Source organism: Acinetobacter guerrae (assembly GCF_009372255.1).
Classification (GTDB): domain Bacteria; phylum Pseudomonadota; class Gammaproteobacteria; order Pseudomonadales; family Moraxellaceae; genus Acinetobacter; species Acinetobacter guerrae.
In genome coordinates this window covers 1-26,024 of sequence record NZ_LXGN01000059.1, presented here as the reverse complement: position 1 = coordinate 26,024, position 26,024 = coordinate 1, and the positions used below count along the sequence as shown (strand labels likewise).

25 protein-coding genes and 2 tRNA genes are annotated in these 26,024 nt (G+C 38.0%); 18 read left to right on the top strand and 9 right to left on the bottom strand.

Annotated features, from left to right (window positions below):
* The first annotated feature begins 222 nt into the window (after positions 1 to 222).
* A tRNA-Asn gene (locus A7A69_RS15700) sits at positions 223 to 298 on the top strand.
* A gap of 151 nt (positions 299 to 449) precedes the next feature.
* On the opposite strand, the gene glnA is transcribed toward A7A69_RS15700, so the two are convergent.
* Positions 450 to 1,859 carry a type I glutamate--ammonia ligase gene (gene glnA, locus A7A69_RS15695; protein ID WP_120371022.1) on the bottom strand — a complete coding sequence of 470 codons (1,410 nt, stop codon included), beginning with the start codon at positions 1,857 to 1,859 and terminating at the stop codon, positions 450 to 452.
* 352 nt (positions 1,860 to 2,211) lie between these two features.
* Between glnA and yddG the strand changes: the two genes are divergently transcribed.
* A complete protein-coding gene (gene yddG / locus A7A69_RS15690) occupies positions 2,212 to 3,102 on the top strand; it encodes an aromatic amino acid DMT transporter YddG (RefSeq protein ID WP_151981381.1) in 891 nt (296 codons plus the stop codon).
* 64 nt (positions 3,103 to 3,166) lie between these two features.
* Here yddG and A7A69_RS15685 read toward each other — a convergent pair whose 3' ends face one another.
* Positions 3,167 to 3,382, bottom strand: coding sequence for a cold-shock protein (locus A7A69_RS15685; protein WP_120371020.1), 216 nt, complete (start codon positions 3,380 to 3,382; stop codon positions 3,167 to 3,169).
* A 413-nt stretch (positions 3,383 to 3,795) separates the two neighbouring features.
* On the opposite strand from A7A69_RS15685, the gene A7A69_RS15680 reads away from it, so the two are divergent.
* Positions 3,796 to 3,871: transfer RNA gene (locus A7A69_RS15680), tRNA-Glu, on the top strand.
* A 382-nt stretch (positions 3,872 to 4,253) separates the two neighbouring features.
* Here A7A69_RS15680 and A7A69_RS15675 read toward each other — a convergent pair.
* Positions 4,254 to 4,637: a hypothetical protein gene (locus tag A7A69_RS15675; protein ID WP_152878564.1), complete on the bottom strand. Its 384-nt coding sequence runs from the start codon at positions 4,635 to 4,637 to the stop codon at positions 4,254 to 4,256.
* 34 nt (positions 4,638 to 4,671) lie between these two features.
* Here A7A69_RS15675 and A7A69_RS15670 point away from each other — a divergent pair, with 34 nt between their 5' ends.
* The 13 genes from A7A69_RS15670 to A7A69_RS15610 all read left to right on the top strand — a co-directional run bounded on the left by A7A69_RS15670 (position 4,672) and on the right by A7A69_RS15610 (position 15,013).
* Positions 4,672 to 4,929: a hypothetical protein gene (locus A7A69_RS15670; RefSeq protein ID WP_152878563.1), complete on the top strand. Its 258-nt coding sequence runs from the start codon at positions 4,672 to 4,674 to the stop codon at positions 4,927 to 4,929.
* A gap of 109 nt (positions 4,930 to 5,038) precedes the next feature.
* The gene (locus A7A69_RS15665) at positions 5,039 to 6,520 is read left to right on the top strand and encodes a replication initiation factor domain-containing protein (RefSeq protein ID WP_152878562.1); all 1,482 of its coding nucleotides are present in this window, start codon (positions 5,039 to 5,041) and stop codon (positions 6,518 to 6,520) included.
* A complete protein-coding gene (locus tag A7A69_RS15660; protein ID WP_152878561.1) occupies positions 6,510 to 6,839 on the top strand; it encodes a hypothetical protein in 330 nt (109 codons plus the stop codon). The genes A7A69_RS15665 and A7A69_RS15660 overlap by 11 nt, the downstream gene beginning before the upstream one ends.
* Positions 6,840 to 6,969: 130 nt before the next feature.
* A complete protein-coding gene (locus A7A69_RS15655) occupies positions 6,970 to 7,284 on the top strand; it encodes a hypothetical protein (protein WP_152878560.1) in 315 nt (104 codons plus the stop codon).
* Between the two features lie 11 nt (positions 7,285 to 7,295).
* Positions 7,296 to 7,499: a hypothetical protein gene (locus A7A69_RS15650; protein WP_151788550.1), complete on the top strand. Its 204-nt coding sequence runs from the start codon at positions 7,296 to 7,298 to the stop codon at positions 7,497 to 7,499.
* A gap of 23 nt (positions 7,500 to 7,522) precedes the next feature.
* Positions 7,523 to 7,807, top strand: coding sequence for a hypothetical protein (locus A7A69_RS15645; protein ID WP_152878559.1), 285 nt, complete (start codon positions 7,523 to 7,525; stop codon positions 7,805 to 7,807).
* A gap of 97 nt (positions 7,808 to 7,904) precedes the next feature.
* Positions 7,905 to 9,134: a virulence factor TspB C-terminal domain-related protein gene (locus tag A7A69_RS15640; protein WP_152878558.1), complete on the top strand. Its 1,230-nt coding sequence runs from the start codon at positions 7,905 to 7,907 to the stop codon at positions 9,132 to 9,134.
* Positions 9,127 to 9,405, top strand: a complete 279-nt coding sequence (locus A7A69_RS15635; protein ID WP_152878557.1) for a DUF2523 family protein — start codon at positions 9,127 to 9,129, stop codon at positions 9,403 to 9,405. The genes A7A69_RS15640 and A7A69_RS15635 overlap by 8 nt, the downstream gene beginning before the upstream one ends.
* 65 nt (positions 9,406 to 9,470) lie before the next feature.
* The gene (locus tag A7A69_RS15630) at positions 9,471 to 10,994 is read left to right on the top strand and encodes a zonular occludens toxin domain-containing protein (protein ID WP_152878556.1); all 1,524 of its coding nucleotides are present in this window, start codon (positions 9,471 to 9,473) and stop codon (positions 10,992 to 10,994) included.
* Positions 10,991 to 11,245, top strand: a complete 255-nt coding sequence (locus A7A69_RS15625; protein WP_152878555.1) for a hypothetical protein — start codon at positions 10,991 to 10,993, stop codon at positions 11,243 to 11,245. The genes A7A69_RS15630 and A7A69_RS15625 overlap by 4 nt, the downstream gene beginning before the upstream one ends.
* 253 nt (positions 11,246 to 11,498) lie before the next feature.
* Entirely contained in the window at positions 11,499 to 12,320 is an 822-nt protein-coding gene (locus A7A69_RS15620) for a tyrosine-type recombinase/integrase (RefSeq protein ID WP_152878554.1), read from the top strand.
* 217 nt (positions 12,321 to 12,537) lie between these two features.
* Positions 12,538 to 13,956, top strand: coding sequence for an amino acid permease (locus A7A69_RS15615; protein WP_120371019.1), 1,419 nt, complete (start codon positions 12,538 to 12,540; stop codon positions 13,954 to 13,956).
* 133 nt (positions 13,957 to 14,089) lie between these two features.
* Positions 14,090 to 15,013 (top strand): lipase family protein, encoded by a 924-nt coding sequence (locus A7A69_RS15610; protein ID WP_120371018.1) that lies wholly within the window; start codon positions 14,090 to 14,092, stop codon positions 15,011 to 15,013.
* Positions 15,014 to 15,065: 52 nt separating this feature from the next.
* On the opposite strand, the gene fdhD is transcribed toward A7A69_RS15610, so the two are convergent.
* The 4 genes from fdhD to hrpA form a co-directional block, all read right to left on the bottom strand.
* The gene (fdhD, locus tag A7A69_RS15605; RefSeq protein WP_152878553.1) at positions 15,066 to 15,863 is read right to left on the bottom strand and encodes a formate dehydrogenase accessory sulfurtransferase FdhD; all 798 of its coding nucleotides are present in this window, start codon (positions 15,861 to 15,863) and stop codon (positions 15,066 to 15,068) included.
* 59 nt (positions 15,864 to 15,922) lie between these two features.
* Positions 15,923 to 18,334, bottom strand: coding sequence for an FdhF/YdeP family oxidoreductase (locus A7A69_RS15600; RefSeq protein WP_152878552.1), 2,412 nt, complete (start codon positions 18,332 to 18,334; stop codon positions 15,923 to 15,925).
* A gap of 262 nt (positions 18,335 to 18,596) precedes the next feature.
* Positions 18,597 to 19,706 carry a beta-ketoacyl-ACP synthase III gene (locus A7A69_RS15595; RefSeq protein ID WP_151981373.1) on the bottom strand — a complete coding sequence of 370 codons (1,110 nt, stop codon included), beginning with the start codon at positions 19,704 to 19,706 and terminating at the stop codon, positions 18,597 to 18,599.
* Positions 19,707 to 19,737: 31 nt separating this feature from the next.
* Positions 19,738 to 23,559, bottom strand: a complete 3,822-nt coding sequence (gene hrpA / locus A7A69_RS15590; RefSeq protein ID WP_152878594.1) for an ATP-dependent RNA helicase HrpA — start codon at positions 23,557 to 23,559, stop codon at positions 19,738 to 19,740.
* A 388-nt stretch (positions 23,560 to 23,947) separates the two neighbouring features.
* Between hrpA and ahpC the strand changes: the two genes are divergently transcribed.
* Complete coding sequence (gene ahpC / locus A7A69_RS15585; RefSeq protein ID WP_120371013.1) at positions 23,948 to 24,511, top strand: alkyl hydroperoxide reductase subunit C; 564 nt, start codon at positions 23,948 to 23,950, stop codon at positions 24,509 to 24,511.
* Between the two features lie 176 nt (positions 24,512 to 24,687).
* Positions 24,688 to 24,894 carry a KTSC domain-containing protein gene (locus A7A69_RS15580; protein WP_120371012.1) on the top strand — a complete coding sequence of 69 codons (207 nt, stop codon included), beginning with the start codon at positions 24,688 to 24,690 and terminating at the stop codon, positions 24,892 to 24,894.
* 104 nt (positions 24,895 to 24,998) lie between these two features.
* On the opposite strand, the gene A7A69_RS15575 is transcribed toward A7A69_RS15580, so the two are convergent.
* Positions 24,999 to 25,586 carry an O-methyltransferase gene (locus A7A69_RS15575; RefSeq protein ID WP_152878551.1) on the bottom strand — a complete coding sequence of 196 codons (588 nt, stop codon included), beginning with the start codon at positions 25,584 to 25,586 and terminating at the stop codon, positions 24,999 to 25,001.
* A 39-nt stretch (positions 25,587 to 25,625) separates the two neighbouring features.
* Positions 25,626 to 25,841: a DUF1653 domain-containing protein gene (locus tag A7A69_RS15570; protein WP_120371010.1), complete on the bottom strand. Its 216-nt coding sequence runs from the start codon at positions 25,839 to 25,841 to the stop codon at positions 25,626 to 25,628.
* Positions 25,842 to 26,024: the final 183 nt, after the last annotated feature.

Sequence of the window (26,024 nt, the reverse complement as noted above, 5' to 3'; positions counted from 1 at the left end):
ATTTAGCCATTTAGTGCTGGCAAGTTGGGTTAAATCCACACGGTTTGATAATTGTTCAAACACTTGATGCTTTTAAACATAGCAAGCTGTCCAAAAAAGTACAAGGTTTTTTATGCTGTGGGCAACATTTGTTCAAATAAAGAACATACACACCTAAAATGAAGCAAACATGACAGATTGGGCTTGACCCTATTTTAAATCTCCTTATAATCGCTTTCAGATTCTCCCATAGCTCAGTCGGTAGAGCGACGGACTGTTAATCCGCAGGTCCCTGGTTCGAGCCCAGGTGGGAGAGCCAAATACAAAAAAGCCCGCAGCATTAAAGCGGGTTTTTTTATATCTAAAATTTGAGCATTAGAGCATAAATCTCTAATAACCTAATGCTATCACTCATAAAAAGATCAATAAAAAAAAGCCCGCATTAAGCGAGCTTTTTAATTCGAAATGGATTACAAGCTGTAATACATATCAAATTCAACTGGATGAGTCGTTGTATTTAAACGACGTACATCTTCAGTTTTAAGTTCGATGTAAGCATCCAACATTTCTTTAGTGAACACGCCACCTTTAAGAAGGAATTCGTGATCATTTTGTAATGCTTCAAGCGCCATATCCAGACTATGAGCAACTGTCGGGATTTTCGCTTCTTCTTCAGGAGGAAGGTCATACAAGTTTTTGTCAGCAGCTTCACCTGGATGGATTTTGTTTTGAATCCCATCAATACCCGCCATCAACAATGCTGCAAAGCCCAAGTACGGGTTCATCATTGGATCTGGGAAACGAGCTTCAATACGCTTACCTTTCGGGCTAGACACATAAGGGATACGGATAGACGCTGAACGGTTACGTGCAGAGTAAGCAAGCATAATCGGCGCTTCGAAGTGAGGAACCAAACGCTTATAAGAGTTTGTAGATGGGTTTGTGATTGCATTCAATGCACGAGCGTGCTTGATGACACCACCGATGAAATAAAGCGCCATTTCTGACAAACCAGCGTACTCATCACCAGCAAACAAGTTCTTGCCATCTTTAGAGATCGACATATGAACGTGCATACCAGAACCATTATCACCAACCATAGGCTTAGGCATAAAGGTTGCTGTTTTAGCGTACTGATGCGCAACGTTCCAAACTGCATATTTGAACTGTTGTACTTCGTCAGCTTTACGAACCATTGTATTGAAACTTACACCAATTTCTAACTGGCAAGATGCAACTTCATGGTGATGTACTTCTACACGACCAGGACCCATGATGTCTTCAATTTTTGCACACATTTCTGCACGCATATCTTGTGAAGAATCTACTGGAGGAACTGGGAAGTAACCCCCTTTAACACGTGGACGGTGACCTGAGTTACCTGCTTCATAGTCTTTACCTGTTGACCATGCAGCTTCTTCAGCGATCAATGTATGACGAGCGCCAGACATATCAATGTCCCATTTCACTTCGTCAAATACAAAAAATTCTGGTTCTGGACCAAAAAATGCTGTGTCGCCAATACCTGTAGATTTTAAATATTCTTCTGCACGACGAGCAATCGAACGTGGATCACGTTCATAACCTTGACCCGTTGAAGGCTCAATAACGTCACAAGTCACAACCACTGTCGGCTCAGCAAAGAACGGGTCGATAAAACCAGTTTCTGCATCTGGGCGTAAAATCATGTCAGATGCTTCAATGCCTTTCCAACCTGCAATTGAAGAACCGTCGAACATCTTACCGTCTTCAAATGTATCTTCATCAATTGAATCTGCTGGATAAGTAACGTGTTGCTCTTTACCTTTAGTATCCGTAAAGCGAAAATCGACCCATTTAGCGCCACTTTCTCTGATGAGTTCGAGGACCTTGTTCGCCATGCTCTGTATGCTCCAATGAAGTATTATTGCACTTGTGAAGTGCGTGTTAGTCGTTGGCAGATATAAAGCAATTCCCATACCAACTTTTTAGGACTATTCTAATTTATTGAATTCTTTAGCAGAATATTAAAATAGAAACCTGTATCCCTAGACTATTATACTGCGTGCAATTTTAATTGCACCATATTCAGACATTTTCATTTTCAGGAATTTTTATACATAAAATTACGAACCATATTGGTGCATTTTTATATTTATGACTTAATGCAGTGCATAACTTTAAAAAAATAATTTGTCTTCTTGCTCATTCTTCTGTTTAAAATAATTGTATTGTTCGTGTTGGTATTGTTGAATGAAGCCCATTACTGCCAATTTAGTTGGCTTATCTTCCATTTTAATTTGGGCAAGCATTGTTGGCGGAGTAAAGTTAGTTACCGAACAGTTGACACCCCTACTTGGTATTGCACTGCTTTATAGCATAAGTGCTATCAGCATCGTGCTATTAAATCCTCGCGCTTTTACCGTTGTATTACCCAAAAAATATTTAATTTTCTGTGGCAGTTTTTTTGTTCTTTATGAAATTCTATTTTTAAGTTCAATTGGTCTATCCCATACTCGTCAAGAAGCGTTAATTTTAGCAATGGTCAATTATTTATGGCCAAGTCTTACTCTTTTCTTTGCCTACTTAAATCGACAGCTTTTTTTTCGACTGCCAGCATTTTTAGGTATATTAATTTCTCTCATAGGACTTGGAATCGTCATTAATCCTGATTTTTTTAATTTTTCTTTATTTTTAGATATCATTACAAAAAATCCTGTTGCTTATCTACTTGCATTTATTGCGGCAATATTATGGTCAATGTACTGTGTAATGACTCCGAAATATGCACAAGGTCATAATGGCGTACCCCTATTTTTTTGTTTAACCGCAATTTCGTTATGGCTCTTATTTTTTATTACGCATCAATCATGGCAAATGCCATCCACATCACTCTGGTTGATTATTATCATTATGGGAACCATGATTGGCATTGCCTATAAAAACTGGAATCAAAGCTTACAATTTGGTCAGATTCAATTCTTATTACTCGCCTCTTATTTTACACCTGTTTTATCAAGCTTATTTGCAAGCCTATTACTTCAAACCATGCCACATTGGACTTTTTGGTTGGGAACCTGTCTAGTTAGTTTTGGAGCAATCATGTGTTGGAAATTTAGTCAAAATGTTGAGATAAGATCATAATTACAAAACAAAAAAAAGCCCATAATTTACTTATGGGCTTTTTTAAAAACTATCTAACTAAGGCTTAGTTACCTTGTACAACAGTAATATTGCTAGCCTGAAGACCTTTTTTACCTTGTACAATAGCAAATTGTACACGTTGGCCTTCTAGTAAGGTTTTAAAACCTGAATTTGAAATTTCGCTATAATGTGCAAACACATCTTCGCCAGAATCTGCCTGAATGAAACCAAAACCTTTAGTTTCATTAAACCATTTAACTGTACCAGTATTATTTGACATACCATAATCCTCTATTTTTTAAAAACATTGATCCAACATGGAATTAACTCAAAAAATAAACAATGAAACTAAAATATCTAAAACAAACGAAGGATTATGAATAAAACTGCGAAATGAGAGATTTACTGAAACAAAGCTATTTTTGCCAAGTATAATATACAGGCTTCATATAAATTTGCAACACCCACCTACTGCCAATTTGAAATAAATTGTTAATTACAGCATTTATCTTGATCTAAGCTATTATTGAAAGCGCATCATTTTTAACATTAGTCTAAAGCAAATTGATGCATAGTTCGTTTTCTATTCAGTATTGCTCTAAATTTAAACACTTATTTTACTTTGTCTTTTTTATTCCAAAAATCATTTGACACTCCCTGTAAATCGCCCTACTATACGCCCACCTGCTAAACGTCCCTATCGTCTAGAGGCCTAGGACATCGCCCTTTCACGGCGGTAACCGGGGTTCGAATCCCCGTAGGGACGCCATTTTCTCCAAAGCTCTGCGTTTTTCATGTCGATTTCTTGCATGACTAAGCAGAGGGTTTGGAACTGATCAAACCCAACAAATTCAGCCATTTGCATGACTTGAATTGTGTTGGGTTTTTTCCTTCCTGCTTTCCAATCTGAAATTACTGGCGGTAATACATCAAGCCTACATGCTAGTTTTTCATAGCTTCCAAATCTTTCTTTTCCTGCCTCAATTAGTTCTTTAAGCATTTTTTAACCTCTTGTGCTTCTAAAATTAGTTAAGTATTTTACTTAACAAATATTAGAAGTTTTTTTTGTTCATGCATTCCCAAATTTGGGAAGTTTTACAAAAAAGAACCCGATATTGATAATCGAGAACAATCAAGGGGCTTTTTATGCATCAGTATTTATTCAAGACACGTGCAAAATCTTTTTGCATTTCTTCTCTTGTTGGTACATGTGGATATCGTGCTACTACAAATAGTCCTTTTTTAGATACTGATTTTCCCCTGTTTGGATTTAGTGTAATAAAAACTAAGTCTTTTGGATTCTTGTTAAATAGTGACTTTTCGCTAATAACAACTTTATCTGTAAATTTTCTGACCTCTAAGCTTATGAACTCTTTTTTAGCTCGGTCATATAGAAGATTTAAATCTGATAAACGACTGTTTTTATCTGTTCCCATTCTTCTTACTTTGGGTTTTCCTTTTCTTTGTGTCCACCATGTCACTAAAGACAAAACTGTAAGAACAATCAATACAACAAGAATTTTTTCTAATATCAATTTTAAATCCCCTGTCTGTTTCGGAGCATTCTAAATGAACGATGCTCAATTAGTCTTTAAAACTAAAACAGATTTTATCCAAGCTGCCTTTGAACAAGTAGCCAAAATCGTATCAGATCACGCTGAACCATGTCTTGAAGCTTTAACACCTGCCATTTCAGCAGAAAAATGTCTAATGCATTTAGCAACTGTTGCTCATGACTGGTCTTATGACGCATCAACGATAGATGCTTTTGCAGAAATCTATAAAAACGCAAATCAAGAATTAATAGAAGCGTTTGGAGAAGAGTAATGGATATTCGAATCTTTTTTATTTCTTTGTTTATCGTCTTATCAACTCTTGCTTGGCTTCTTCATGATTTAAAAGAAGTTCAGTCATCTGAAGTAATGGGAGATATTAAATGAACAATTTAATGAATCTCATTTTTGAATTTGATAATTCATCATTATCACTTGTAGAAATCTATGATCGTCAAAAATTCATATTTGATGAAATCCATGCATCTACAGCTTTTGGCGATGTAGCTCTTTCTGATGGTCAGATTTTAAAGAACATGCTCGATGGCATTGTAAAAAATAAACTGTCTGCATTTGATCAACCACAAGAGAAAAAATCCAAACCTGCTGAAATTTCTATTCAAGAAATATTTGTACAAAAATTCGCCAAAACTGCGCAAAACACGGCAGAAAGCACCCCTTTTTATAATATAGGGGTAGCGGATACGCAACAGACATCTGAGTCATGGGCTTTTCCACGTCATTTAGATAACTGCAAGTTAATTTCAACTCCCCAAGGCGTTGTACCAGTTCTCACCTGTTCACCTATTGAAAATAATATTGTAGGTCTTGACTGGGTGACTTTTAGCTTTTGCCAAAGCACTTTTGGTGATAAATACGTTCAGCTTCAACCAGAACAAGTCGATGCTGCTGTCGGCGATGCAATAGAAACATGGCTTGATCAATTATTATTTGAAATTTTCGGTTTCGGTATTACTCAAAAACGTGACAAGGGAATGCACTGGAATAAGTACGGCTATGATCTGCAAGACAATTTGGGGGTTGTCTTGTACGGTCATAATAATAAACGAATTACGGTTCAAATTAATGGTACTGGTTGCGCTTTGGCTCGCAAGGGTTGGAATGAACAACTTTATAATTGGCTCAAAACAGAAGCCAAAACACCAAAATTAAACCGTGTTGATATTGCATTTGATGATTTTGAAAGCGAATGGGTGTCTGTCGATCTTGCTGACCAATGGGATTCTCAAGAAATGTTCTGGTGCGGTGGTCGCAATTCAGAAATAAATAAACTCGGTGACTGGAAGCGTATTAACGGCAAGGGTCGTACTCTAACTATCGGCAATCGTTCAAGTTCTAAATTTCTTCGTTTTTATGAACGTGGCAAAAAAGAGGGCGATTCATTAAGTCTTTGGACACGTGCCGAGCTTGAGCTTAAATCGACTGACCGTTATTTACCTTTAGATATTCTTCTAAAGCCAAGTGCTTACTTTAAAGATTCATACCCTGCCCTTGAAGTTTTATGTGACAAGTTGAATGATTTTGTAGCACCAGAAAAATGTGAGCTTGTAAAAAAACAGGCAACGATCAATGTCGATAAAGCATTGGAAATCGTTAAACATCAATTCGGTAAATATATCCGTCAGTTCCGCAAGTTCATCAATGATGAAGATTTATTAAACATCATTTCATCTGATAAGGACGTTGTACCAAAACGTCTTAATTTTTCACATGCTGCTGTTATGGCTGCATTACGTCTCGATCAACCAATCCAAGCAAATAACAATGATGAAGATTATTCATTATTTGTCGGTGTACCGCTTGTGAACCAATCATCTTATAAGGAATTTATCCATGCTATTTAAAACAGACATGATCGTTTTGGGTGCTAAATCAACTAAGGGCGAATACAACGGACGTCCATTTGATAGTACTACTGTTTTCTTCAAAGCTGACTTACAAGAGGGCGATAATTTCGTCGGTGAAGTTGGTGAACAAATGAAATGGGGTACTTCTGCCAATTTTGACAAGATCAAGCATCTTGAGTTCCCGCTTGTTGCTGAAGCAACACTAGAACAAGTTTCAAATGGTAAATCGATGACCACGATTATTAAAGACTTAGTTCCAAAGTCCTCCCCTACTGATCAAAAATCAACAGTCAATCAGGCTCAAAAATCTGCTTAGGCTATTTCGGAGTGGCAAATATGAAATATGTATTTATGAACGGTGACAATCAAGCCGAATGCCTGAAATGCTTTAGCTATTTTCATTATCAATATTTGCCGTTCCACATGTCTAAATGTGAGGGCTGATTATGTTTGGTATTAGTGAAAAAGAATATGACCGACAACAACATGCTGAACGATTGAATCGAATTACTTCTAAATCGGTTGTTTTTCAAGAATTGCTTTCTAAATCATCTGTAGATGATCTTGTCTTTATTGGTGAAAAAGCAATACGTAAATCGTTCATTCACTCTATTGGTCGTTATAAACATGAATCAGCTCAAGGTACGAGTATTAAATACTTTGATTTTGATCTTAACGGTTATTCGGATCGAATGACTTGTTCTATAGATATCTCTGATAAGCAAATGTCTTTTGCTGAAATACAAAAACTTTTGTCTTAGGAATTTAAAAAATGGACGTGTACGTTTGTTCCGCTATTGAAATTGTAAATAACGTAAAAACATGCACGGACTATGTTCCTTTGAGTATTGCTCAAATCTTCGGTGGTTTGGCAATTACTCAAGCCGATTCTATCGCGATTTCAAAAGAGATTGCGAAGATATGCGGTCTTTTGATCGCTTACAGCTTCATTATGAAAGCTGCAAAACTAGCCTAAACAACAACATAGGAGAAATTGTCATGGCTTATTCAAACGTAACACCAATGGTTCAACAAGTTCATCAAAAAACTTGGTTTCAAAAATTTCGTGGTCGTCTAGCTGCGGGTACTGCTGCAACTACGGGTTTAATTCTTGCCAATTCAGCTCACGCTGAGGTTACTGATTTGACTGCTGTAGGTACTGCAATTACTGGTCAGTTAGGTGCAGCGGGAACAATCATTGTTTCGATTTTGGTTGCTGCTGCAACACTTACAGCAATGATCATCGGTTATCGAAAACTTAACAAAGGTGCTAACGCTGCCTAAACCTTAGCCCCTTCGGGGGCTAACTTATTTTGGAGTGATGTATGCCAGAAGCTTCAATTTTTTATTGGATTTTACCGATTTCTATAATGGTGGTGACATGGGTCGTTATAAAACATATCTGACAATATTATTGATGTTCAGCATTTATATTGTTCCATTTCATCACGCTTTTGCGGGTGCTGCTGAAAAGTGGGAATATGAACCTGTTCAAAAACCATTAAATATTGAAGTTAAAGCGTATAAAGTTGATCAATATGGCGATGCTATTAACGATAAAAAATACGAAGTTAAAATTGATCCAAAAACTACTGCAAATAAAGCTAAAGCGGGCGCTGTTGGAATGTCTAGACTTTTACGTCGTGCTAATTGGGCATTGAATGGATATGATGCATTACAAGCTTTACTTGAAGCAGTTGACTGGATTATTGATCCTCAAGCTCAAAGTATCTGGCGATATAAACAACAATCTGATACTGGATCTCCGAATCAATGTTCTGGAAATATTTTCGAAGATGGAAAATATTTCTCAGTTAAATGGCAAGGTGGCCAGAATACATATGGTTGTCCCCTTGAGGCAGCGAAAGAACAATTAAGAATACGTGGTACTGACTTTAAATTCGTGAAGTGGGTTGGCGATCTAGAACAAAACAAAGTCAATTGGGTCAAAGAATATGAATTTTCTGGTCCTTGGGGAAACGATTTTGCTTCTGTTAAAGCGACAAAAGATCAAGAAATAAAACCAGACAAAGAAGTTCTTACTGAAGAAGAACTTGCAGAATATGCGAATCATACACATCCCGATTACTCAAAACCTGAACTGGCTGCAAAGCTTGAACCTAAATACAAACCAGAAGTTCAAACAAATCTTTGGAAACCCTTAAATGACTGGGAATATGCGAATTCTCCGACTGTTCAAGAAGTTAAACGTCAGCTTGAAAATGCATCTCCTCGTACTGAAGATGACAAAATTAAAGAAAATGAACCTGATCCTGAAACAGGTGCAAATTCATTTTCATTGCCTGCTTTTTGTTCTTGGGCAACTGCTGTTTGTGATGTTATTGACTGGGTAAAAAAAGATGAGCCATCTGATAACGAATTAGATATTGATCAAAATACAGAAACTGAACCTGATTCGTCTATAAACTTCTCTACTGCATGCCCTGCAAAAATCCCTCTCACTTTCCAATGGAACGGTGGAACTCTAGATTTTTCATTCGACTTTACGATGTGGTGTGAAGCTATATCGACTTTTGTATATCCGATTGTTGTTGCTCTTGGCTCATTACATGCGCTCTATATAGTCGCCGGAGTACGTCAAGATGCCTAGTTTATCGACATTACTTGCAAGCGTACAAAAAGGCTTCTTAAAAAATGTATTAGAAGGTGCGGGCGTAACTCTAGGTACTGCTGGTATTGCATTAGCAATCATTAATACGATGATTAATCACTTTCATAATTCTGTGAATCAATTGCCTGCTGTGCTTTTACAAATGCTCGGTGTCACTGGTCTGCATATTTACTTTTCATTGGTTTTGGGTGCAATTGTCGCAAAGCACTATAAACAAGCCTCCCCATTACATCTACTAAAGAAAAAATGACGACATAGCGCGGGCGCGGGAGTAGGAGCTTCGACGCCCGACCAAGCCCGCGCGTAGGAGTAAAAATGTTATATTTAGTCACTGGTACGCCAGGCTCTCAAAAAACTGCTTTTGTCGTTAATAAACTTGATCTTATTGAAAAAGCTAACTTTATTAATGTACGCAAAAACAAAATCATTTTTGAACATAACAAGCCATTATTTGAGAAATTCAAAGATGAATTTCTATTACATATCTATGAAGTAGGCTCTGGATCTGATCGCATAACACAAGTTGATATGCTTTCAGATGATTACTTTCATTTCTTAAATGAAGACTTTGAAGATTTACGTCCTGACGATTATTTTAAGAAAACCACGATTTATAATGAAATTGTAGATCGCATTAATGATCAATACGGAAAACAGGATTTTCAGTTTTTACAGCCCGTTCGCACTATTTATACAAATATCAAAGCTTGTAAAATCCCGTATTCACGTCCATTAATTTACGATTGGCGTGATGCCCCAGACGGCTCAATTATTGTTATTGACGAAATACAACTTGTAGAACCATATAAAAATAAAAAGTCTGAAGATGAAATGATTATGCATCTTACGATACATCGTCATCGTGGATTTGACTTCTATATCATCACCCAAGCAACACGATATTTGCATCCTGTGATGAAAGAGTTGTTTACGGCTCATTATCATTTGACACGTCCTTTCGGTTGGACGTGCAAAGTTTATCAGTACGGCTCTGCACGTGATAATCCCAATGCATTAATTAATAAAATTAACTGTGAATCTAAGACATCATTTAAGCCTGCTGACCGTATTTTTACATTGTATAAATCGACCACGATTGATACATCTCAGAAACGTATTCCCAGATTTGTCTATTTCATCGGTGCTTTCGTGATTGTTATGGCTTGTTTATTTGGCTATTTCGTTACACGCGACAACGTCATCTATGATCAAGTGTCTAATGGTTTGAATGGAAAGCCTGTAACTGCAAATCAATCACAGCCTAACTCATCCAAACAAACAAAAACTGATCAGCAATTTAACGCTGCTCAGGAATGTCGCAAGGCAGTTAATGTAGAAAAGCCTGAGTGTGTTCAGTGGTTCAATGACTTATCTAAAAATAAAGCTTCTGCCACTAATTCATCTGGTCAAACAACTGTAGTTTCTTATAACCCGAATAAACCGTTTGATACTGATCAAATTCAAAATTCTGTTCATTACGATGTGACTGCAAAGCCTGTTTTGTCTGGTTGTATGACCAATCGTGATGGCACTTTTACTGGATATACACAACAAGGAACGCGTCTACAAGTATCACAATCTGATTGCAAAAAAATCATGTCTGGTGATCGCCCTTTCAATTATTTTGCTCAACAAGGACAACAAAATGGACTATCTAATCAAAACAGTAATTCGCCAAGTAGTTCGCTTTATAGTCAACAAAATACTACGAAAGATAATGCCAAAATGACTGCTCAAGAATATGAGCTATATCTTTCATATTTGCATGATCAACAACAAGCAAATAATTACGTTCAATCTGACTTACAAAAGAAAATTACTGGAGCAAATGCGCTATGAAAGCATTTTTAAAATATCTTGCCTATACATTTATATTTCTAGCACTACTTCCTATTGCCCTGTTTTTCTTAAAGTATTTATGTATATTTTTATTTAACTGCTTTTTGACTTATGTTGACTACATTGATTATTTTATTGACTCAATTTATGTATCTCGTGGTATAGCGGTAATAACTGTTTTTATGGGATTCTTTATCTTATTGGCTTTGTTTGCAACCCATTACGAATATGAAGATGCTCATAAATCATAGAACGAGTGTCTACGAGTGAACTGACCCTATCGAATTTTGAAACCATTTCCCTGATTACAAGCTCCCGCTCAACTCTAAGCGGGAGTTTTAGAGCGTCCCGCAGGGCGCGAACTGACTTGCATTATCTACCAACTTCAGATCTTATCCTGGTTGAAAATTTTGCCAGGAACAAATTATTAAATTATTGATATTTATGTATATTGTAAATTCACTCAAAAAACACGATTGGCAAAATATTACATATTGGTGAATCATGGATATACAAGAAATAGTTAACTTTTACTGTAAAAACGGTCTTTATAATTCAAAGCATACATATTTAGAAAAATTAAAACACTTGGAGTGGTTTTATGATCATGACGAAATTACGATTAATCATATAACAGACTATTGTACTTTTAGAAAATTACAAGGTGTTAAAAACACTACAATTAATAGGGAGTTAAATTTAATTAGGTCGGCTTTTAATTACTATCTTAAATATAATCAGACTGCTAATTTTAAAAATCCATTTAATAGATTTAAACTTTTTGAAGCAGATTTCATTCCTCGTTTTTTAACATCTGTTGAATGTCGTATGTTATTAACTGCAACAAGGGATAATGTTATGCTTTATGACTTTATAACATTGGCTTTGAATACAGGTTGTCGAGCTTCTGAATTAACTACACTAACTTGGTCAAATGTGTCACTAGAACATAGATATTTAATTATTCGAAATTCATTATCAAAGAATAAAAAAACCGTTTATAAGCCTTTAAACACTGTTTGTATTGCTGCATTACTAAGGTTACGTTCACATAAACATTATGTTTTTTATAATCCTAAAACAGATAAAAATATTAGAAGCTTTCGACGTGGATTTGAATTAGCGGTAAAAAGAGCAAATCTAGGCTATGTAAGGATTCATGATTTAAGGCATACATTTGCTAGTTTTCTCGTTAAGAATGGTGTCCCTCTCTATCATGTTTCAACATTGTTGGGTCATTCTGACATCCGAATTACACAACGTTACGCGCATCTAGCGCCTGAACATTTACACGATGTGTTGAAAAAACTACCAATACTTCAATAAATTTACAAAACTTTACAAATATTATCATAGTGAAATATGACATTTGGGACATCGCCCTTTCACGGCGGTAACCGGGGTTCGAATCCCCGTAGGGACGCCATTTTATAAAATCCTTTTTTATTGTACTTGTTGGCTATTGTTTGTCTGCCTCAAGATTGCACATTTCAAATTTTTCTCTACAATAGCGCGCTTCTCCATTTTGAACGTGACGTTGTGTATGCAACCATCTGAATCTTCAAATATAACCTCCTCATCCAATCATTCCGCTCCTTTAAAACGAGCAATGAGTACGCGCCATTTGGTCATGCTTTCTTTAGGCGGCGCAATTGGTACAGGTCTTTTTTTAGGCTCAGGTGAAGTCATTTCACAAACAGGCCCAGTTGGCGCAATCCTTGCCTATATTTTAGGTGGGCTGATTGCCTACATGGTTATGCTATGTTTGGGTGAATTAGCAGTACACATGCCTGTTTCTGGTTCTTTTGGGGCATATGCTGCCAAGTATATTGGCCCAAGTACAGGTTATGTAGTGTCATGGTTATATTGGCTGACATGGACAGCGACTTTAGGAACTGAATTCACTGCGGCTGCCTTGCTCATGCAGGAATGGTTTCCTCATATTTCAATGTGGATCTGGACACTTATTTTTGCAATCACCATTTTCACCCTGAATTTAAGCTCAACTAAAATTTTTGCCGAATCTGAATTCTGGCTTTCTCTGGTTAAAGTTATTACCGTTATCAGTTTTATTATATTGGGCTTATTGGCCATTGTTGGCTTAATTTCTTTTCAAGGTTACGAAACAGCCCCTTTATTTAGTAATTTGACTGCGCAAGGTTGGTTTCCTCAGGGACTCATGCCCATTTTTGCCACTATGCTGATTGTCAATTTTGCTTTTTCGGGTACTGAACTGATTGGCGTTGCAGCAGGAGAAACCAAAGATCCTGCTGACAATGTTCCAAAGGCGATCAATGCAGCGATCTGGCGTTTATTAATTTTCTTTGTGGGTACGATTATCGTCATTAGCGCATTATTGCCCTTTGAACAGGCTGGTTTAGGCGGTCATAGTGTGAGTAATAGTCCATTTGTTACTGTGTTTAACTATATTGGAATCCCCTACGCAGACGATATTATTCGCTTTGTAATTATTACGGCACTACTCTCAGCCGCAAATTCAGGTTTATATGCTGCTTCACGGATGATGTGGTCTCTTTCTTCGCAGCAACATTTACCACGTATTTTTTCTAAACTTACCCAAAGTGGCACGCCTATTGTTGCGTTGATTGTTACCATGTTTGGTGCGATTCCTGGCCTATTATCTGAACAATTTGCACCTGAAACCATTTTTAAAAATCTATTGGGTGTTGCTGCATTTACGATGGTGGTAGTCTGGATGAGTATTTGTTTAAGCCAATTTAATTTCAGACGGCAGTGGTACAAAACAGGTCATACTATTCAGGATTTAAAATTTGCAGCACCTTTATTTCCTATTGTACCTATCTTAGGATTTTTCTTCTGTCTGATTACCTGTTTAAGCATGGCGGCAGATCCTGAAATGCTGACAGGTTTTATTTGCTGTCTTATTTTTATTGCGATTTGCTATATCAGCCACTTTATATTTTATCGCAATTCTAAGTAATAAGCTCTAATTACTTCATTTCTTTAGCAAAAGTGTAGCAAAACGCTACACTTTTTTTGTTCCGAGTACTGGTCAGGTAAGACATCTCAATGTTACAGTCAAATCAAGCATAAGAATAATTGATAGCATTATAATGAAACTGATTTTTATACACGGTGCGCAACAACAAGGCTTTGATGCTCAAAGCTTACAGGATCATTGGTTAAATATTTTTCAACTTGGTTTAACTCATCTTGATGTCCATATTCCGCTTCACAACTTAAATCTTGCCTTTCCCTACTATGGTGATTTAATTCATCAACATACATTGGCTCAACTAGAAACACCTTTAGATGCATTTATGCCTCAAGCATGGCAAGACTGGCATTTACCCTATTTACAACATTCTGAACCACAGCAAATTGATCAGGATCAAAGATTGATTCCTTTATTGGCAAAACACCACGAGGAACTTACTTTGACTTCGCGTCTATATTTATTTTCGCATTTAGCCAAAGATCATGTATTGCGTGAGTTTGTGATGCTATTAAATAAGTTTCCCAAATTACATGAAAATATGTTGCATCGTTATATTCTTGAGGTGTATCTCTATTTAGCTAATCCAGACTTTATGAACAATGTCCACGAGCGTGTAATTCAATCTTTTGACGAAGATGAAGAATACATTATTGTTTCCCACTCGCTAGGCACGGTTATCGCGTACAATCTGTTGCAACAACTTTCAAAAAAAATAAAAATCCGTCGTTTTATTACGCTTGCCTCTCCACTTGCATTTCGAGTGGTGCAATCCAGACTGAACCGTCCGACCGAACAACTCGAAGCCTTACAAGGCGATTGGCATAATTTTTACTCACATGAGGACTATTTAACGACGTTCCCACTGGATCATAGTTTTTTCAACTTTCAACCCTCTATTATTAATCAAGGGATTTCAACTTTTGCACATAAACCACATGAGATTATTGGTTATTTACAACATCCGCTCGTCGTACAAAGTATTATCGAATCGATTTGCCCAAATGAAGCTTTACGGCTTGATCCTGAACAAGCAGGTTAACAGCATAGATTTGATGCCAAAGCCAAAAATTTACAGTATCGCTAAGTTTTATTTATGTGTTATACAACACGAATCCCTTCCCTCGACAAAATCCAGCTAAAGCTAAGCCAGATTTTTTAGCCATCTCAATAGCCAAACTGGTTGGTGCGGAGATACAGGCCAATAATGCAATGTTAAGTCGCGTACATTTTCGTATTAATTCATAACTCGCTCGGCTAGTCATTAGTACAAAGCCATTTGTTACATCCAACCGATGCTGAGCAATGTAACCAAGCAATTTATCCAATGCATTGTGCCGCCCCACATCTTCAAACAAAACAGTAATTTCTCCGTTCGCTACCCATGCCGCAGCGTGTGCCCCACCAGTCAGCGCCGTGATTTTTTGTTGTGAGCCTAACTGCAGAACTGCATTTGGAATGTCATTTAACCATTCGGATAAAAATTCAGTGCTGACTGGCGTTAAATCCTGATGTAATTGCTGCAAACTTTCTATGCCACAAAGCCCACAACCTGTACGTCCTGTCATGGCACGGCGATGCAACTTCAAGGCTGAAAAAGCACGGGATGAAATTGTCATTTCAGCTTGGATACCCTGTTCAGTTTCTACAATATCAAGTGCATAAAGTTCACCCAGATGTTCAATAATTCCTTCAGATAGACTAAAACCCCGTGCAAAAAACTCTAGTTCTGTTGGCGTTGCCATCATGACTGCATGTGAAATTCCATTGTAAACCAGTGCTACAGGGGTTTCTTGCACGACGTCGTCTAACTGCTCCTGAACACTTCCATGACTATAACGCTGAACGATCAGAGGTTCATAACCTAATGGCAACTGCAAAGTATCATCCATTATTTTTTCCTTATCTGAAAACAATGCATTTAATGCGCTATCACTCACCCAGCCAAAAATTAACTTAATGGTGCTGTAGAAATAATTTGATCTGCTTTTTCAGGATCAACTTCTGCCGCCAGATTAAAATGCTCAGGGGCATGTCCCGTATGTAAAATCACCGGAACACTTTTGGAAGCAGGAATCTTGGCATATTTATCATGGCTACTTAGCGCGACTAATGGATTTGTTTCGGGATAATAGGCCGCCAGACTGCCCCGCGGAATGTTATAAGGCACAATACGAAAACTATGTACAATCCGTTTTACACCATCTGAATAAATACTTTCGATGTCCACCCATTGATCAGCTTGAAATCCTGCTGCCTGAATATCCAGTTCATTCATAAATAAGACACGGCGCTGACCATATACACCTCGATAGCGATCATCCAGACCATATAAAGTGGTATTGTATTGGTCGTGAGAACGGGTGGTCATTAAGGTATAAACTTTGGCTTGCGTATAAGCATCTGTATAACGATGTTCTTGGTCTGCATAGACTTCAGAAATCGGGGTAATTAAAAATTGTGCCTTGCCACTTGGCGTATTCCAGACATGCTGATTGGCGGGATGCTCCAGATGAAACCCACCAGATTGATAAACACGCTGATTAAAATCATGAAATTCATCAAATACTTCTGATATGGCATCACGAATACGATCATAACTCTCGATATACCAACGCCATTTGATTTGACTATTTGGCAAAGTTGCTTGTGCAATTCTGGCAATAATATCAGGCTCAGACAGTAAATCTGACGAGATCGGATCATTCCGTCCTGCTGATAAATGTACATTACTCATAGAATCTTCCACTGAAATCGACTGTGGACCATGTTCTTGTATATCGACTTCGGTACGCCCCAGACATGGCAGCATCAATGCGTCCTGTCCACACACCAAATGACTTCGATTCATTTTAGTGGTGATATGCACCGTCAATTTACAGTTGCGTAAGGCTTGCTGGGTATAATTGGTATCGGGTGTCGCGACAGCAAAATTCCCACCTAAACCAATAAAAACTTTAACTCGCCCTTCTGCCATTGCTTTAATGGTTTCAACCACGCCCATTCCATTTTCACGGGGAGATTGAATCCCAAAAACCCGATCAATATTGTCTAACATTTTAGGGCTTGGTCGTTCGTTGATTCCCATCGTTCGGTCACCCTGAACATTACTATGACCACGAATAGGTGCTAATCCAGCACCAGAACGACCAATATGTCCTCTTGCCAACATCAGATTGGCTAACATATGTACATTGGCTGTACCATGACGGTGCTGAGTAATGCCCATGCCCCAGCAGAAAATGGCACGTTTAGACTCACGATACAGTTTTGCTAATGCTTCCAAATGTTCAGGACTAAGACCTGTATGCGGATGAATCTCTGACCATGAAGTATTTTGAACTTCTGTCAGCATTTCATTGAAACCAATGGTATTCATCTCAATAAAGGAACGATCAAATACACTTTCCTGTGCTTTGGCAGTCGCTTGTTGATCCCACTCTGCCAAATGTTTGAGCATACCAAACATAATGGCATAATCACCGCCCACTTTTGGCTGAAAATAATAACGGCTTATCGGTGTGCTGCCATTGGTAATCATTTCTAAAGGTGCTTGCGGATCCTGAAAGCGTTCCAATCCGCGCTCTTTTAAAGGATTAATCGCAATAATCGTTCCGCCGCGTTTTGAAACCTCGCGCAATGTCGCCAACATTCGAGGATGGTTGGTGCCCGGATTATGCCCGAAACTAAACACAGCATCGGCTTGATCAAAATCATCTAGTGTTACTGTGCCCTTACCCAATCCAATCGAATCTTTTAATCCAACACTGGTGGTTTCATGGCACATGTTTGAACAGTCGGGGAAATTATTAGTGCCATAACTGCGTACAAAAAGTTGATATAAAAAAGCAGCTTCGTTACTGGCACGTCCAGAAGTATAAAAAGCTGCTTGATTAGGATCATCTAATGTCTGCAAATGCTTGGCAATTAATTGGAAAGCGTCATCCCAACTAATAGGAACGTATTTATCTACTGTTCTGTCGTAACGCATTGGATCGGTAATTCGTCCTGCATCTTCCAGAAAGAAATCACTTTGTTCCGATAACCAACTCACTGTATGCGTTGCAAAAAACTCTGGGGTTACACGCTTATTGGTTGCTTCAAATGCAACCGCTTTTGCACCATTTTCACAAAAGTTAAATGCATGAGCATCTTTTTTTTCGGGCCATGCACATCCAGGACAATCAAAACCTGTCGGCTGATTAATATTGAGTAAAGAAATAGAGCCTTTTTTGAGAGTTTCCTGTCGTTTTAAATTTCGTGCAACACTCAAAAGTGCCCCCCAACCTCCAGCAGGTTGATCATAGGGTTCAATTCTCGCATAGCTCTGATTTTCTTCTGAAGTTTGATTATCACGATCCATCATTTCACCTGCTTTACTTATTATAGCTGCATTAAATTATTTTAAAATTATGCAGTTATATGCAAAATGGGTTGAGCAATTATGAGTTTTTATAGCAACATTCTGATTGAAAGCATGAAATAAAATTTATTTCAGGTACTTTGGATCATTCTTTCAATATCTAATTTTCCTCAGGTATTTTCAATGTCTTATTACATAAATCCAAACACATTAAAATAAAAAACTCTACCGAAGTAGAGTTTAAAAGTATTTACGTTTAGGCTTATGCAGCTTTGTATTTTTGTACAATCACTGAACCAACCGAGTAACCCGCGCCAAATGAACAAATCACACCGTATTCGCCAGCATCAACCTGATCGCCTGTACGATGCAATGCAATAATTACACCTGCCGATGAAGTATTGGCAAACTCATCCAGAATGATTGGAGTACGCTCTGCTTCTGCTTCTTTACCCAGAACTAGTTTCGCAACCAGTTGATTCATATTGGCATTGGCCTGATGCAACCAAAAACGTTTAACATCATCTGCCTGAATTTGCATTTTTTCCAATTGACCCGTAATGATTTTCGCAACCAGTGGACAAACATCTTTAAATACTTTTCGTCCATCCTGACGAAATTGTTTATCATCACGATTGGTTTCTTCACTACGGTTCAGGAAGCCAAAATTGTTACGAATATTATTGGAAAACTGCGTAAACAAATGAATGTCGAGAATCTCAAAACCTGCTTTGCTGTCAGTTTCTTCAATAATTGAAGCTGTCGCTACATCACCAAAAATAAAATGACAGTCACGGGAACGATAATCAGTATGACCAGAGGTAATTTCAACATTAACCAATAACACACGACGTGCGCCACTTTTAATGGCATCGTAGGCCTGTTTTAAACCAAATGTTGCTGCTGAACACGCTACATTCATGTCATAGGCATAACCCTGAATACCCAAAGCCGACTGAATTTCAATGGCTACCGCAGGATATGCACGTTGTATATTAGAGCAAGCTAAAATCACGACATCGATATCTTCTGGACCTACTCCTGCATTTTGCATCGCTTGCTTAGCCGCAATAACTCCCCACTCAGCTTGCAACGAAATTTCATCATCGCTGCGTTCACGCAAATGTGGACGTAATCGTGCAGGATCGAGAACGCCTGATTTTTCTACAACATAACGACTTTTTACACCAGAAGCTTTTTCAATGAATTCCGCACTAGAACCACGGCGTTCAGGTAATTCCCCCGATGCAATCTTATCTGCATTTTCACTATTATAGCGTTCCACATAAGCATTAAGACTTTCAACCAGCTCTTCATTGCTGATGGTTTCAGTCGGGTGATAAAGACCAGTTCCAGTAATACGGATGCCCATGTAAAACTCCTTGTTAAGAATGCAGAATATTCTAACCGATTCCTAGTTTTTCCCATAGTTTTTGTAGCCGAGCGGGAGAAACAGGCATCTTGGTTTTCATTGGTTGAGAAAATAAGGAAATTCTAAATTCCTCAACCAGGAAATATAAATCTTTCATTTTTGGACTATTTTTAAACTTAAATAGTTTATCCATCCATGGATCAATCTCATTAATTGCAGCTTCGTCACGCTGCAAATTGTTTGGTAAACGCTCCAAACGCATCAATAATGCTTTTAAATAACGTGGATATTCAAGCCAAACATCTGACCCACAGGTATAAACAAAATCGCTGAGTTGCATCAAATCTAGCTGATCTTCAATATCATCAATGCTACGACCAAAAATATCGGAATCCAGCATCATCAACTGGCGGCGTATGCTTTGCCACTGAATAAAAATATCTGAAATTACCTGAAGTGCCTGTTGTCCAAACGTTAAAAATTTCTGCTTGACCTGCTGTAATAATTGCTGAAACTCCGCTTCATTCACTGGAAGCTGTTCGATACTTAGTTGTAGTGTCGCATAGACCAACATTTGTTCTAGTTTGCTTTTATCACCCAGCGGAGAATAAGCTAAAGCCAACGGCTTAGAAATCTGTTTTTTTAACTGCCTGATCAAATCACCAAGTTGCATATGTAATAAACGTATAACACCTTCTCGATGCTGTCGAATTGCCTCTGCCTGATCATTAAAAGTCTGAATCACTACACCAGATTCATCTTTTTGTTCTAATTCAGAAAACACCTTGACTGGAACGAGGGCTTGATATTGCTTCACCACCACACCGGTCACTTTTTGCGAAGCTTCAAAAACAAAACTTTCAGGAAAATGTTTAAACTCACCCTGCATTTGTTTAACAGGTCGATGCGTTTCGGTACGACAACGTGCTTTTAACTCGGCTAAATCACGACCTTTTTCAATGACTCGACCTTTTTCGTCGACGACCAATATGAACGGCACCAGATATTGATCGATTCTTTCAAAAGAAAAATCTTTTTCGGCAATATCTTCACCACGTAAGGCAAACGCTAAAAACTTAAAAATATGCTCGTGTAGATGTGATGCATCAACACTTTGCATAAGCTTTCGGGCAGTATCAGGGATTGGAACCAGATGACGGCGTTTATCTTTTGGCAAAGCTTTCAGTAGCGCTTCAATCAAATCTAGTCGCCAACCAGGAATACCCCATGACCAAAGATTTTCATCGACTTGCGCCAAAGCTTGGATTGGAATTTTAACAGTCGCACCATCCTGATCATGACTTGGATCAAAACGATATGTCGTTGCTAAACGCAAATCTCCATTATGTAAATAGTCTGGGAATTGCTGGGTGGTTGGTCGGTCACTTTGCCACAGTGCATCATCTTCAACAAATAAATAACGCGGCTTTTTCGGCTCAATGGTTGCACGCCAATCTTCAAAACTACTCCGACTTGCAATATCAGCAGGTACACGCTCGGCATAAAATTGATAAATGGTTTCTTCATCGACCACTAAATCACGACGACGCAACTTATCTTCAACCCGCTCTACTTCTTCAAGTTTCAGTAGATTATGCTTTAGAAATGGCGGCACAATGCCTAAGTTGCCCGTAGTTAATCCATCGCGCAAGAAAATTTCACGTGCCGCGGCATGATCGACTTTTTCAAAATTAACCAAGCGTTTCGGTTCTATAATTAAACCAAACAAAGAAATCTGGGCATATGCCTGCACAATACCCGCTTTTTTTGACCAATGTGGCTCAAAATAGTGATATTTCAGCAAATCACGCGCAGCGAGTAGAATCCATTCTGGATCTATCTTGGCTAATGTACGCAAATAAACCTGAGAAGTTTCGACCATTTCAAAGGCCATCACCCACGGAGTATTAGACTTATGCAAAGTACTGGCAGGAAAAACTTTCGCTTTTTGCTGACGCACTGCCATGTAAATATTACGCTCATCCGTTTTGTTGGCAACAAAGGACAACAACCCAGTCAATAACGCACGATGCAAGTTTTCATAACTAGATTGCTTGTCGTTGAAAGACAACTTGATACTTTGCGCCAAATCTACCAGTTGTGCATGGGTTTGTTTCCATTCACGTAACCGTAACCAACTAAAAAAATGCTGTCGAGCAAACTGGCGGCGTTTATTTTCGGTTGCCATGTCAGGATTATTTTGTAGCGTATCCCAAAGTTTTAAATAGAATAAAAAATCGGAATCTGCTTCGCGGAACAAAGCATGTTTTTGATCGGCCTGCATTTGCTTATCGGCTGGACGTTCACGTGGATCCTGTACTGCCAGAGCACTCACCACCACTAAAATTTCATTGAGTACACCGAAATGTGAACCGCCCACAATCATCCGTGCCAAGCGTGGATCAATTGGCATCCGCGACATCATTTGTCCAACTTTGGTCAAATCATTTTTGCGCTCATTCATTGCACCCAATTCAACCAGAAGTTTACGACCATCATTGACCAGACGATGATCTGGCGGCTCAATAAAATCGAAATCTTCGACATTGCCAAGCCCCAGACTCTGCATTTGCAAAATCACTGATGCCAGATTGGTGCGTTTAATTTCAGGTTCGGTAAACTCAGGACGACTTAAAAAGTCTTCTTCGCTATATAAACGAATACAAACACCAGGCGCAATACGACCGCATCGACCTTTACGCTGATTCGCTGCTGCTTGGGAAATCGCTTCGATGGGTAAGCGTTGTACACGTGAACGATAGCTATAACGTGAAATTCGAGCGAAGCCACTATCAATCACATAGCGGATATTTGGCACAGTCAACGCCGTTTCAGCCACGTTCGTCGCAATAATAATGCGCCGACCTTTGCCACTCGGACTAAAAATTTTCTGTTGTTCACCCAAACCTAAACGTGCATACAAAGGTAAAATTTCGGTATGACGTGGGCCATGCTTTTGCAAAGTTTCCTGTAATTCACGAATTTCCTGTTCGGTACTGGAAAAAATCAAAATATCGGCATGCTCTGGATGCCCTTTTTCTTCTGCATCAGCGAAACATTCTTCCACGGCCTGCACCACAGCACGCGGCAAATTTTCTTCAAAATCATCAAATTCGTCATCATCACTTCCCCCAATGCTGAGTTCAGAAATAGGACGATAACGTACTTCAACAGGAAAGCTGCGCCCTTCGACTTCAAAAATTGGGGCATCATTAAAATATCGACTAAACCGATTTACATCCAAAGTTGCCGAAGTCACGATCACTTTTAGATCTGGACGTTTTTTTAAAATTTGTTTGAGATACCCCATGATAAAATCGATATTAAGCGAACGTTCGTGGGCTTCATCGATTATGATCGTGTCATATTTATTTAAATAACGGTCGTGACCAAGTTCTGCCAATAAAATACCATCGGTCATTAAGCGAACAATTGAATCGTTAGATCCTTGTTCATTAAAGCGCACTTTAAAGCCGATCGACTCGCCAAGCTTTTCACCAACTTCTTCTGCAATCCGCTGTGAAACACTCCGCGCAGCTAATCGACGCGGCTGCGTATGACCGATCATGCCTGTAGCACCACGCCCAGCCAACATGGCAATTTGTGGCAATTGAGTGGTTTTACCTGAACCTGTTTCACCTGCCACAATAATCACTTGATGCTGTTGAATGGCTTCAATCAAACGATCGGCGTATTGGCTGACAGGTAAATCCTGATTCAGTTTTATTTTTGGAAAACGCGCAATTCGAGCTTTAACCTGAGCATTGGATTTTTCAAATAATTGTTGATATTGCTCTAAATTTTTTTCTTTACCTTTACCGAGTCGATTTAAACGATGTCGATCACGCACCATAACCCATTGATTTACATCTAAACCACTCTGCACAGATAAAATTTCCTAATTATTTCAAAATAAGTGTTCTATTTTACGTTGGATTAAAACATAACGAAAGTCATTCATTTTCGATAGACTTGTTGTTTTTTACATTTTGCCCTTGAATTTTTAATGAATCGCCTGCATGTTCATATGCAAATTAGATGAATTGGATATTGTCATTTTTAGATCATATTATTGAGATGAAATGATCGATGTCGTAGTGAGGAAGAATGGCTGTTTTTGCATCTTTATTTGTTTTTCCGATTTTAATCATGCAAAAATACCATTTCCCCAATAAAATAAAATTCTTTATGCTAAATCAGAATTTTAAATTTGAATATAAACCTCAATCATGGAGAAAATGATGAGCTTAATTAATACAGAAGTTAAACCATTCACAGCAACTGCTTATCACAACGGTCAATTCGTTGATGTATCTGAAGCAAATTTCAAAGGTAAATGGTCTGTTGTATTCTTCTACCCAGCTGACTTTACTTTTGTTTGCCCAACTGAACTTGGTGACCTTGCAGATAACTATGCTGAATTCCAAAAATTAGGCGTAGAAATCTACTCAGTTTCAACTGATACTCATTTCACGCATAAAGCTTGGCACGATTCTTCTGAAGAAATCAAAAAAATCCAATACGTTATGGTTGGCGACCCAACTTGGGCACTTGCTAAAAACTTTGACGTTCTGATTGAGTCTGCTGGTCTTGCTGACCGTGGTACTTTCGTGATCGATCCAGAAGGTAAAATCCAGATCGTTGAAATCAACGCTGGCGGTATTGGTCGTGACGCACAAGAACTTCTTCGTAAAGTGAAAGCAGCTCAGTACGTTCATTCTCATCCAGGTGAAGTTTGCCCTGCAAAATGGAAAGAAGGTGATGCAACACTTGCTCCTTCAATCGATCTAGTTGGTAAAATCTAATTTTTAGATTTTAGGCAACTTAAGAACCACCCTTTCGGGTGGTTCTTTCATTTTAAGTGATTAATTTATCATCATTTAAACATTTACAATTTTCATATATCGGCGCAGGATGAATTACATTACTGTTCAATTGAACAGCATATTTTTATCTTTATTCATGCCCAAAGGGAGAATATATGGAAAAATTGGTTGCCGTAACCTCTTGGAAATATAATGCTGCATCTAGATACTTAAAAATTTTTTATAATAATGGCAAAGGTGAACTTTACCACCCTGTTCCCGAATTTGTTTACGACAATTTATTGCGCTCTCAAGATAAAACTGCTTTTGTGCAGAAATACTTAGAATTTGATTTACATTTTAGTCGAATGTCGATCTTTTAAATCAAAACAATAATGTCTACAAGACTTACAAATCACCCTATTAGGTAAGGCAAAATCTTTTTTGTTTGTCTAAATTGCCTTACCTTATATTCAAATTTTATGCTCTATTTTGCTACCACCATAAATAGACCTGCACCAAATGCAATCGTAGTGGTCATAAAATCCATATCCTGTTTAATCATATTTAAAAACTCTTTGACTTCAGCAGCATGAGAAATCACATTATCGACAATCAAAACACCTCCATTTTTACGAATTAAACGCTTTAGATCATCCCAATACGTAGGATAATAACTACGCTCTGCATCGAGTAAAATAAAATCAAATGTTTGAGTGGCCTGTTTTAAATATTCAGCAGCATCTCCCGTCCAAAATTCAATGGAACTCTCTAAATTCAATTCTGCTGCATAACTCTGTGCTTGTAGACTTCGTTTTTCCTCTATTTCAAGGGTAATGATTTGAGCGCCAGTGGCCTGCGCCGCCTCAGCTAACCACAAAGTTGAATACCCTGTGGACGTTCCTATTTCCAAGATAGACTGAGATTGTTGAGTACGAATAAGCATGGAAAGAAATTTTGCTGAATCAGGTTCTATATTTCGAAACCGCTGTATGCGATCACATTGTTTGGCATCATGTTGTTGAAATTCATCATATAATGCAGACAAGCGCAATAAAAATTCACGATTTGGCATTCACTCACCTATTTTAGAGTTTTTTGAGGGCTATTTGTTTTACACTTGATGTAGAAAATTAAAACGAGGCACTGGATTTCCTTCGAGCTCAACTGTTTCAATAAACATAGTCAATGGTCTTACCCAGATCGAATAATCACCATATAAGCATTGATAAACCACTAGTTCTTCTTCTGTTTCACTATGTCTAGCCACGTGAAAAACCTGATAAAGATTTCCTTTATAATGTTGATAAATTCCTGCTTGTAGCTTCATGTCAATACTCCTTAAGCTTAAGGTTCCTCATCATCTTATCTCATCTCGAGATGTCATTTATATAACAAAGCGGCTTTAACTAAGTGTGAATGAGCAAAATGTGAAGTTTACAGCAAATAGTTATTCAATAATCCGATTAAAACAATAAAAACATACTGTTTCACCTATATCACCTTTTACCGT